We start from the raw sequence: 10,961 nt of genomic DNA, 5'->3' as shown, positions 1-10,961 counted from the left end.
GATACCTTCACGGCGCAGCTTGCGGCGCAAGGAATTATGATTGGAGAGCGATCCGTTGTGCACGAGGCACTGGTCATTGCCGGTGTTGAACGGATGCGCCCCCATGGTCGTCACGGCAGATTCTGTGTCCATGCGCGTATGCCCTATGCCATGTGTGCCGGACATCTTGGCCAAATCAAAGCGGGCGGCGACAGCCTTGGGCAGTCCGACCTCCTTGTAGATTTCCAAGGTATCTCCGCGGCTCATGACACGAAGTGTAGGATTGATATCAGTTAACGCAGACTGCACCTGCGCTGTCGTGCCAGCGGGAATACCCAGAACCGCGTGGGTGTCTTTCACCTCCATCCTGACCTTGGCACCAAGCATCTTGCCAAGTGCGTTCTCCAAACCGGCAAAAGCCTGATCGGGGGTGTCGGATTGAACGACGAGCTTGGTCTTGCCTGCTGTCTCATTGCTATAGATGGCAATACCGGCACTGTCAGGTCCTCGATCCGTCATCGTGATGAGCATGGTGGTCAAAAGCGCACCAAGCTGAGGTTCGAGTTCTTTGTCTTTCAAGAAAAGGCCAACAATCCCGCACATGGATATCCCTCGATCTATTCACTGCGCCGAAGCGGCAGGGGCTGCTGTTACGCTATCACCAAAGCTGGAATTGATTCAACTGGTAGGAAACAAATATTCACAACAGGCATAGTCTGGGCTGTAGAATTGAGCAGCGCGCCGATGTCTTGCTCAAAAGCCGGGCGCTCATGCGTCCTGCGGGTAGCTGATGATTGACAGATATCGCGCGGGGAGTTTGACCAGTTCTTCAGGTCCGTGCGGCGCATCGGCGTCAAAGAAAAGCGTGTCTCCCGGTTTCAAAGGATAGATGTCACCGCCATGGCGATAATTCACCTCGCCTTCCAGCATGTATATGGTTTCGATCCCGCTATGCTGAAACGTCGGGAAGACATCGGATTCCTCTGAAAGAGTAATCATGTAGGGCTCGACGATCACACCGCTTGCGTTGGCACCGATATGGCCCAGCAGGTTGTACTGGTGGTTGGCCCGCGTACCTTCACGTTCCAACTCGACCCCCTCGCCGGATTTGGTATGCACGACGGATCGCGCTTCTTCGAAGCCGCGAAAAAACGTCGTGATCGGAACCGACAGCGCATTGGCAAGTGTCTGTAGCGTCGTCAACGACGGCGAGGTGTTCCCGTTTTCGATCTTCGACAGCATGCCGATCGACAGACCGGTGGCCTCTGACAAATCGGACACGGTGATTTCCTGCTTGCGCCGGTGTGCCCGCACTTCGCGCCCAATTGCGACTTCAAGGACCTTTTCACGGACCTCGCTGGTCCGGTGAGGATCTTGCGACAGGGGAAATGCAGCCATGGGTCGGTTCGTTTTTTTCCAGGATGAGAGCGTTTCAAGGTTGTGTCGATGATCACCAAAGCGACGCAGACTTCAAGCGATCATCTTACGAAACGAAACGCACAAGCCGATTTGTTCCGACAAGGACCAGCCAAAAACGTTTGATTTTTCTATCCCTGCTTGAGACCCCAATCCATGCTTTATGAACAAAGATTGCATCCTGCGCGTTGCCTATTCTGCCGCATAGTCTTCCATCGGTGGGCATGTGCAGGTCAGGTTCCGGTCGCCCCACACATTGTCCACGCGGTTGACTGGCGGCCAGTACTTGTCGACACGAAATGCCCCCGTCGGAAAGCAGCCCGTTTCGCGGCTGTAGGGGCGATCCCAATCCTTGACGAGGTCTTCCATCGTATGGGGTGCATTCTTGAGCGGGTTGTTAACCGGGTCCATTTCTCCGTTTTCTATCGCACGGATTTCTGCCCGAATTCCCAGCATCGCGTCGCAGAAACGATCCAGTTCCGCTTTCGTCTCGGATTCGGTGGGTTCGATCATCAATGTTCCGGCAACGGGCCATGACATCGTCGGGGCATGAAACCCGCAGTCCGACAGACGCTTGGCGATATCATCGACAGTGACATTCGCACTTTCGGCGAATGGACGCGTGTCGATGATACATTCATGCGCGACCCGACCGGACGGCCCTTTGTAAAGCACATCAAAGGCCCCCTCGAGACGTCTGGCGACATAATTGGCATTGAGGATCGCCACGCGCGTCGCCTGCGTAAGCCCTTCCCCGCCCATCATCAGGCAATAGGCCCATGATATCGGCAAAAGCGAGGGAGAGCCGTAAGCGGCAGCGCTCACCGCCCCTTCGCCGCCGTTCGGATCACCGGGTTGATGGGGAATCAGATGCTCTTTCAGCCCGATTGGGCCCATCCCGGGCCCTCCACCGCCATGCGGAATGCAAAAGGTCTTGTGCAGGTTGAGGTGGCTCACGTCTCCGCCCAGATCACCGGGGCGGCTCAGCCCGACCATCGCGTTCATGTTGGCACCGTCGATATAGACCTGACCGCCAGTTGCGTGCGTGATCTCGCAGACTTCGATCACCGTTTCCTCGAACACGCCGTGGGTCGAAGGATAGGTGATCATACAGGCGGCTAGTTTGTCTTTGTGTTCTGCCGCTTTTGCCTTGAAGTCAGCAAGGTCGATATCGCCGTTGTCGGCGGATTTGATCGGGACCACTTTCCATCCCACCATCTGGGCCGAAGCGGGGTTCGTACCATGTGCGCTCATCGGGATGAGGCAGATATCGCGCTGCCCTGCACCATTGGCACGGTGATAGCCCGCAATGGCCAAAAGCCCTGCATATTCACCCTGAGCGCCGGAATTCGGCTGCATCGATATCGCGTCGTAGCCGGTCACGTCACAGAGTTTGGCCGAGAGATCTTCGATCATTTCGGTATAGCCCTGTGCCTGATCCTTGGGACAGTACGGATGCAGATGTGAGAACTCGCGCCAGCTGACAGGCATCATCTCGGCGGCCGAGTTCAATTTCATGGTACACGACCCGAGCGGGATCATGGCCCGGTCGAGCGCAAGGTCCCGATCCGCCAGACGCCGCATATAGCGCATCATCTCGGTTTCCGCCCGGTTCATATGGAACACGGGGTGGGTCAGGAAATCGGACGTCCGGATCAATTTTTCGGGCATGTGGTAGTGCGGGGTATAGTCCTTGTCCTGCCGCGTGATGCCAAAGGCGCGCCAGACCTTTTCGATGGTTGCCGGCCGTGTGCGTTCGTCCAAAGTGATGCACACCTTGGTGTCACCGGCCGCGCGCAGGTTCACGCCTTCATCGACCGCAGACTTGATGACCGCAGACTGCAACGGCCCCACATCGACCGTGATCGTATCAAAGAACGTCGCGGGCCGGACGTCGAAACCTGCTTGCTGCAGACCTTCCGCAAGACGTGCCGTCTTGCGATGAATCCGTTGGGCGATGGCCCGCAACCCTTCAGGGCCATGAAAGACCGCGTAGAACCCCGCCATGACAGCCAGCAGGGCCTGCGCCGTACATACATTCGACGTCGCCTTTTCACGGCGGATATGCTGCTCGCGGGTTTGCAGCGACAGCCGGTAGGCGCGGTTGCCATGGCTGTCAATCGACACCCCGACAATGCGGCCGGGCATATTTCGTGCATAAGCTGTCTTCGTGGCCATATAGGCCGCATGCGGCCCGCCATAGCCGATGGGCACCCCAAAGCGCTGGGTGGTGCCGACGGCAATATCGGCGCCCATTGCACCCGGCTCTTTCAGCAATGTCAGCGACAGCGGGTCGGCAGAAATGATACCGATGGCCTTATGCGCGTGCAGTTTTGCAATCGCATCGGTGAAATCACGGATATGGCCGTAGGTGCCGGGATACTGGAAAATCGCGCCAAACACTGCGGCGGCATCCAGATCATCAGGAGAGCCGACAACAATCTCTATCCCAAGTGGTTGCGCCCGGGTTTTCATCACTGCGATATTTTGCGGGTGGCAGTTTTCGTCGACAAAGAACCCTTGTGCTTTGGATTTGCTGATGCGTTGTGCCATCGTCATCGCCTCGGCGCAGGCCGTGGCCTCATCCAGCAAGGAAGCATTGGCGATTTCGAGCCCCGTGAGATCAGACACCATGGTCTGAAAGTTCAAGAGCGCCTCAAGACGGCCCTGACTGATTTCGGGCTGGTACGGGGTATAGGCGGTATACCACGCCGGGTTTTCAAGGATATTACGCTGGATCGCGGGGGGCGTAATCGTCCCGTGATAACCTTGGCCGATCAGCGAGGTCAGCACCTTGTTCTTTGCGGCCGTCACCCGCAAATGGTGCAGCGATTCACGCTCGGATTTGGCCTTTCCAAAATCCAGCGGCGTCTTCTGGCGGATCTTCGCAGGCAGCGCATCATCGATCAGTGCGCCGAGGTCCTTGGCACCCACCACTTCAAGCATCTTTTCCATCTCCGCAGGTGAGGGACCGATGTGGCGGCGGTTGGCAAAATCGTAGGGCAGATAGTCTGTGGGCGTGAAGGTCATCGGGGCAGTCCTTTAGCCAATCATTGCATTATATGCGGCTTCATCCATCAGATCATCCAGTTGCGCAGGATCGGATGGTTTGATCTTGAAAAACCAGCCCGCGCCCAGCGCATCGCTGTTGGCAAGACTTGGATCGTCCGCCAGCGCGGTATTCACTTCGGTGATTTCACCATCGATCGGGGCCATGATATCGGACGCGGCTTTCACGCTTTCGATCACCACGATTTCATCGTCCTTGGTGACTATCGTTCCGACTTCGGGCAGTTCGACAAAAACCAGATCACCAAGCTGCGTGGTCGCATGTTCCGTGATGCCGACGACAAAGGCGTCTCCCTCTGCGCGGAGCCATTCGTGTTCTTCGGTATATTTCATGCTGGTCTCTCTTTCGTTATCTTTTGAAGTTGGCGGGTATGAAGGGCATTCTGGCGACCGTCAGAGGTTGGCGTTTCCCGCGCAATTCGCCATATACTGACGCCCCCAAGGTCGCGTGCTCTGTGGTGACATACCCCATCGCAACGGGTCGGCCGACAGTCGGCCCAAATCCACCGGATGTGATGGTGCCAATGGGGTCTGCTGCGTCCTCGCTTGCAAAGAGCGGCACGCCCTCGCGCATCGGTGCGCGCCCTTCCGGCAAAAGCCCCACCCGCTTTTTAGAAGCGCCATGTTCCAATTGGGTGGCAATAATCTCTGCGCCCGGATAACCGCCAGCCCGCGCGCCACCCGGACGGCGCACTTTTTGAATGGCCCAAGTCAGTGCGCCTTCGACCGGTGAGGTCGTCGCGTCAATGTCATGTCCGTAAAGGCAAAGCCCTGCTTCGAGCCGCAGGCTATCACGCGCACCCAATCCGATCGGTTCGACAAGCGGGTGGTCCAGCAGGGCCTTGGCAATTTCTTCGGCCTTGTGGGACGGAACGGATATTTCATACCCGTCTTCCCCCGTATAGCCAGACCGCGACAGCCATGCCGTCACTCCGTCCAAGTCCAAAGTTGCGACATCCATAAACCTCATGTCGCGGGCCCGTGGGTCCAAGCCCGAAAGAACCGCTTCTGCGGCCGGTCCCTGCAGCGCCAATAGCGCACGATCAGTCACCTCTGTCACTGAAATATCCGGTTCAAGGGCCGCTTTCATATATGCAATGTCGGATGCCTTGCATGCCGCGTTGACGACCATAAAAATGTGGTCCCCGCAGTTGGCCAGCATCAGGTCGTCGGCGATACCGCCATCGGTGTTCGTGAAAAAACCATAACGCTGTCGGCCTTCGGCAAGGTCCACAATATCAACGGGGATCAGCCGCTCTAACCCAGCGGCGGCAGCAGCATAAGATGCAGCTTTCACGATGACCTGCCCCATATGGCTGACATCAAACAAGCCTGCATGGGCGCGTGTGTGCAGGTGTTCCTTCATCACGCCCAGCGGATATTGCACCGGCATCTCATAGCCCGCAAACGGGACCATCTTGGCCCCCAAGGATACGTGCAATGCGTGAAGCGGTGTTCGGAGCATCTCAGCCATATCGCGTTCGCCTTTTCCATAACCGACGGGATTGCATCTAATCAGTCGGCACCATCATTAACGCAGGATATCGGCTGCGCAACAGTGCCCCTTCTGTCCTTTGTGCCTGAGATCGCTATCCCTTCGGCGGGTGCATCTTGCACCTCTCTCCAGAGTCATCGTATCGCGACGTTGGTCCTTTGGCCTGAGAGTTTCCGAGGCAGTTGCTCCTTCGGCACCAGAAATCTGGTTCTCCCAACGTCAGATCGTATGCGTTTCCTATCGGAAACCCGCGCGATTTGGCAAGACTTAATTGGCAGGGCCACATCCATCGAAGGCCAGCAGGTACCACTGGTGATCAACCAGCCGCTGGCAGGGCTGTGTTTCAGCTTGCTTTCGGGTGTGTTTGGCGCTCATTTTCCACAAAAGAGGTGCACCGTGGAAAACAAGACGATTGTCGTTATTGGCGCAGGCATGTGCGGCGTCTCGACTGCCATCTGGCTGCAACGATCCGGCCACTGTGTCATTTTGATGGACAAAGGCGCGCCTGGGATGGGGGCCTCTTTCGGGAATGCCGGTCTGATCGCGCAATGGGCCGTTGCACCGGTCACATCACCGACACTCTGGCGCGATGCACCACGACTGCTGCTCGACCCGAACAGCCCGCTTTTTATGCAGTGGGCCTATTTCCCGAAACTGCTTCCCTGGCTCACTGGGTTCCTGTCACATGCCAATGATGCCGCCACGCGGCGCATCGTGACCAACCTCATTCCACTTCTCAGCGATGCCGTCGAGCAGCACAGGTCGCTGGTGCGCGGGACGGATCTGGAACGCTGGGTCAGCGACAGCAAACTCAGCTACGCCTACCCATCCAAAGCCCACTTCGCCGCCGACGCGTATACTTGGGAAATGAAGAAGTTGGCAGGGTTTACGCCGACTGTCCTTACCGGCCCTGACGTGCATGATTGCGAGCCTATTCTTGGACCTGACATACAGTGTCTGGCTGTTCTTGAAGGGCAAGGGCATATTACAAACCCGGGGCAATACATTGCGGACCTGACAAAGACCTTCGTCAGGAATGGCGGGACGTTTGTGCAGGCCGAGGTGCGTGACTTTCAAAAAACGAACGGGCGCATCACTCAGATCGAGACAGACCAAGGCCCGTTCGCATGTGACAAAGCGGTCATCACGGCAGGCATCTGGTCCAAGGATCTGATGAAAAAGCTGGGCTTGAAAGTTCCTTTGGAAACCGAACGTGGCTACCATGTCATTTTTGAAAACCCGTCTGAAATGCCGCGCAATCCAATGATGATGACGACAGGCAAATTCGGCGTGAACCCGATGGATATGGGGCTGCGCTGTGCGGGAACGGTAGAACTTGGCGACCACCACGCAGGGCCGAGCAAGGCACCGATTGCATTGCTCAAGCGTCACGCCAAGAGTGTGTTCCCGAATTTGACCTATTCGGGAACGCAGGAATGGATGGGATTTCGCCCTTCAACGCCTGACAGCGCACCGCTTATCGGCGAGCTTGGGGCTTCGGGTATCTTCACAGGATTCGGCCACCAGCATGTCGGTTTGACCGCAGGGCCGAAAACCGGACGGCTGATTGCCCAGTTGATCGATGGCAAACACCCGAACATCGACATGTCACCTTACGCGCCCGAGCGATACACGAGGTGATACGCGCTTGTTCCCGCTTTTACTGAAACAACGGTTCAAAAACCCAAAGACGCACCAGTTGAAAAGCCCCCTCTCTTTCAAAAAGGCGCTGCATTTCGGTCGGATAACTTTTCCAGCATATTCAGGCATGCCATCAATTGATCACACGACAGATACTCGTCTGCCTTATGTGCCTGCGCAATCGAGCCCGGTCCGCAGATCACAACATCCATCCCCATTTTTTGGAAAATGCCCGCTTCGGTTCCAAATGGAACAAGACCTGCGCCATTCACGCCGGTCAGTTCCGCCACGATTTGACGGGCCGCGTTGTCATCAACAGGCACAAGGCCGTCCACTTCTCCCATGGTTTGTGTCTCGATGGCGGCCTCCGGAAAGACCCGGCGCATCTCAGGCAGAAGCACATTATCGCAATAGCGCTGCAAGCTTTGCTTTACAAAATCTGCGTCAGAGGTCTGCACGGGGCGCATTTCCCATTCGATATGCGCCTTGGGGGCGATCACGTTATGCACTTGTCCGCCATTGAGTGCGCCAACATTGATCGTCGTCCAGGGCGGCTCAAAACGACTGCTCAAAGGTGCTTTCCCGCGCAATTCATTTTTGAGTTCAAGCATCCGCATGACATAGCGCACCGCATATTCCACGGCGTTCACCCCCTGATCGGGATCAGAGCCATGCCCCTCGAGTCCATGAAAATGGGTCGTGTATTCGTAACACCCCTTGTGCCCTTCCACGATCTTCATTTCCGTCGGTTCACCGATGATGCAGACGTTCGGTCTGATGCCCCGATCGGTCAGGGTTTCGGCAAGATGCCCTGCCCCGATGCAGCCCGTTTCCTCGTCATAGGTAAAGGCAAAATGCAGCGGCCTGTCCCGTACCTTCCGCGCAAAGACCGGAGCCATGGCGATGGTTGCCGCGATGAAACCTTTCATGTCGCAAGCGCCGCGCCCGTAGAGCCGGCCTTTGTCCTGAACCAGCTTGAACGGATCTGTCGACCACGGCTGATCGGTGACAGGCACGACATCGCAATGTCCGGACAGAAGTATCCCGCCGTCGACCTCGGGACCCAGTGTTCCGAATAGATTGGCCTTCAGGCCCGTCTCGTCCAGAAACACATCAACCTTGGCACCAGCCGCTTCCAACTGCGTGGCAAGGTACGCGATCATCTCGAGATTGCTGTCGGACGACACTGTCGGGAAGGCGATCAGATCGCTCAGAATGTCGATGGTGCGGTCAAGCACGGCTTCAGTCCTTTACAAAAAGCTTGCGCTCGATGTCGCAAAGAGTCTCGGCCGGACCGGTATCGTTGATCAGAATTGTCTCGGTCGTCTCCAGCCCCCAACTGTCCAACCACATGGCCGGCATGAAATGGAACGTCATACCCGGTTCAAGCACCGTTTTATCCTCTGCCCGGATCGAGGCTGTCCTCTCGCCCCAGTCAGGCGGGTAGCTTAGTCCGATTGGATAGCCCATCCGCCCTTCGCGCGCGATACCGTGCTTGGCCATCACCGTCATGAAGGCATACGCGATATCGCAGGTGCGGTTGCCCGGGCGGGCAGCGTCCAGTCCGGCGGCCATCCCCTCCATCTGCGCATCCGCGACACGGATCATTTCATCCGATGGCTTGCCCAGATAGATCGTCCGGCAAAGCGGAGCATGATAGCGGCGGTAGCACCCCGAAAGTTCAAAGAACGTCGCCTCGCCTGCTTTCATCAGATCGCCGTTCCACGTCAGATGTGCGGCAGTCGCATCAAGGCCCGAAGGCGTCAGCGGAAGGATCGCTGGATAATCACCCCAATCGTCACCTACCCCTGTGATACCCGCATGCAGAATATCAGCGACCAGATCGTTCTTGCGGACCCCCGGCGCCGCGCGCTCAAGTGCGGTCTCCATCACCTTGTTGGAAATGCCCGCCGCCTTGCGAATAAAGCCGATCTCTTCGTCTGATTTCACCAGACGCGGCCAATTCACCAGTGTGGTCGCGTCGGTCAGTGTTGCCTCCGGCAAGGTTTCCCCAAGCACTTGGTGGGCCTTGGCAGAGTAGTAGTAATTCTCCATCTCGACCCCTATGCGGGCACGTTCCAGCCCCATGTCCTTGAGGTTCTCAGCCAGATCCTGCATCGGGTGCACTTCGGTCGACTGCACGTAGTGATCACCGTACCCGCGGATATTGTCCGGATGCATCCAGCAGGTGCGCCGCCCGCCCAGCATGTCCATGTTCCGGCCCCACCAGACAGGCTCGCCCTCCAGCGTCAGGATCACGCCCTGATGGACATAAAACGACCACCCGTCATAGCCGGTCAACCATGCCTGATTGGACGGGTCGGTGACAAAAACCGCGTCAAGTCCGGCGGTGGCCATTGCCGTGCGCGTTTTCGCAAGTCGACGGTCGTATTCGGCCTTGCTGAAAGGGGCGTTTTGTCGTGACAAGTCATTGTTCCTTCTGATGCGGTGATCAGCCCTGTTTTTCTAGCCTAAAACGACATCTACTGCGCGTTTGGTGGCCGCAACGACCAGATCCGCTTCCTGCTTGCTCAGGCAAAACGGCGGCGCGAACCCGATGATGTCACCCTGCGGCATGGCCCGCGCGATCACGCTGTCCTGCTCAAGCATCTTGGCCGCAATCTGCGGCCCGATCTTGTCAGAGGCATCAAAGAAAGTGCGCGTATCCTTGTCCTGCACAAGCTCGACTGCACAAAGCAGCCCTTCGCCCCGCACGTCACCGACATTGGGGTGATCCGACAATGCGTCTGTCATCGCGTTATTCAGGTAAGCCCCCATATCGCCGGCATTCTGGACCAACCCCAGCGTGTCGATCAGGTTGAGGTTTGCCACACCTGCCGCAGCCCCGACGGGATGCGCAGAGTAGGTCCAGCCATGCCCGATGGGGCCGTTTTCATCTGTCCCCTGTTCCAGCACCTCCCAAACCTTCTCGGACACAATAGAGCCCGACAAAGGCGCGTAGGCCGAGGTGAGACCCTTGGCGATGGTGATGATATCAGGGCGCATCCCATAGTGATCCGACCCGAACATCGTGCCCAACCTGCCAAAACCGGTCACAACCTCATCAGCGATCAGAAGGATGTCATATTTGTCCAGAACGGCCTGGATTGCCGGCCAGTACCCCGCAGGTGGCGGAACGATGCCCCCGGTGCCCAGCGCCGGTTCGCCAATGAAGGCCGCGATCGTGTCGGCACCTTCACGGGCAATAAGCGCCTCGAGCTCTGCCACACAATGCGCCACGAATTGCGCCTCGGTCTGGTCGATATCGGCGCGGCGGAAGTAATAAGGGGCCTCCGTATGAATGACCTGCGCCAATGGCAGATCGAATTTGGCGTGGAACAGCCCCAGACCGGTCAAAGAC

8 protein-coding genes, 1 pseudogene and 1 riboswitch are annotated in these 10,961 nt (G+C 57.4%); of the genes and pseudogenes, 1 reads left to right on the top strand and 8 read right to left on the bottom strand.

Annotation, left to right across the window (positions count from 1 at the left end; all coding sequences use genetic code 11):
• From R6T97_RS07865 to gcvT, 5 genes and pseudogenes are all read right to left on the bottom strand, one after another.
• A pseudogene (locus R6T97_RS07865) lies at window positions 1–582 on the bottom strand (glutamine amidotransferase); the annotation flags it as partial.
• A gap of 165 nt (window positions 583–747) precedes the next feature.
• Entirely contained in the window at window positions 748–1,377 is a 630-nt protein-coding gene (locus tag R6T97_RS07860; RefSeq protein ID WP_410348735.1) for a helix-turn-helix domain-containing protein, read from the bottom strand.
• A gap of 210 nt (window positions 1,378–1,587) precedes the next feature.
• Window positions 1,588–4,425: an aminomethyl-transferring glycine dehydrogenase gene (gene gcvP / locus R6T97_RS07855; protein WP_410348734.1), complete on the bottom strand. Its 2,838-nt coding sequence runs from the start codon at window positions 4,423–4,425 to the stop codon at window positions 1,588–1,590.
• A 12-nt stretch (window positions 4,426–4,437) separates the two neighbouring features.
• Window positions 4,438–4,797: a glycine cleavage system protein GcvH gene (gcvH, locus tag R6T97_RS07850; protein WP_410348733.1), complete on the bottom strand. Its 360-nt coding sequence runs from the start codon at window positions 4,795–4,797 to the stop codon at window positions 4,438–4,440.
• A 16-nt stretch (window positions 4,798–4,813) separates the two neighbouring features.
• Entirely contained in the window at window positions 4,814–5,938 is a 1,125-nt protein-coding gene (gene gcvT / locus R6T97_RS07845) for a glycine cleavage system aminomethyltransferase GcvT (protein WP_410348732.1), read from the bottom strand.
• 162 nt (window positions 5,939–6,100) lie between these two features.
• Window positions 6,101–6,185, bottom strand: a riboswitch (glycine riboswitch).
• 170 nt (window positions 6,186–6,355) lie between these two features.
• Between gcvT and R6T97_RS07840 the strand changes: the two genes are divergently transcribed.
• Complete coding sequence (locus tag R6T97_RS07840) at window positions 6,356–7,600, top strand: NAD(P)/FAD-dependent oxidoreductase (protein WP_410348736.1); 1,245 nt, start codon at window positions 6,356–6,358, stop codon at window positions 7,598–7,600.
• A gap of 77 nt (window positions 7,601–7,677) precedes the next feature.
• Here R6T97_RS07840 and argE read toward each other — a convergent pair whose 3' ends face one another.
• The 3 genes from argE to R6T97_RS07825 form a co-directional block, all read right to left on the bottom strand.
• A complete protein-coding gene (gene argE, locus R6T97_RS07835; RefSeq protein ID WP_410348731.1) occupies window positions 7,678–8,838 on the bottom strand; it encodes an acetylornithine deacetylase in 1,161 nt (386 codons plus the stop codon).
• 4 nt (window positions 8,839–8,842) lie between these two features.
• Entirely contained in the window at window positions 8,843–10,027 is a 1,185-nt protein-coding gene (locus R6T97_RS07830; protein WP_410348730.1) for a M24 family metallopeptidase, read from the bottom strand.
• A gap of 39 nt (window positions 10,028–10,066) precedes the next feature.
• Window positions 10,067–10,961 (bottom strand): aminotransferase class III-fold pyridoxal phosphate-dependent enzyme (locus tag R6T97_RS07825; protein WP_410348729.1); only part of this gene is annotated, 895 nt, incomplete at its 5' end.

Source organism: Yoonia sp. (assembly GCF_046498525.1).
In the GTDB taxonomy this organism is placed as follows: Bacteria; Pseudomonadota; Alphaproteobacteria; order Rhodobacterales; family Rhodobacteraceae; genus Yoonia.
This window is presented reverse-complemented; position numbering and strand designations above follow the sequence as displayed.

Excerpts from the sequence above, each read along its gene's own strand:
- gcvH (WP_410348733.1), bottom strand. The coding sequence starts at position 4,797 with ATGAAATATACCGAAGAACACGAATGGCTCCGCGCAGAGGGAGACGCC.
- gcvP (WP_410348734.1), bottom strand. The coding sequence starts at position 4,425 with ATGACCTTCACGCCCACAGACTATCTGCCCTACGATTTTGCCAACCGC.
- gcvT (WP_410348732.1), bottom strand. The coding sequence starts at position 5,938 with ATGGCTGAGATGCTCCGAACACCGCTTCACGCATTGCACGTATCCTTG.
- R6T97_RS07860 (WP_410348735.1), bottom strand. The coding sequence starts at position 1,377 with ATGGCTGCATTTCCCCTGTCGCAAGATCCTCACCGGACCAGCGAGGTC.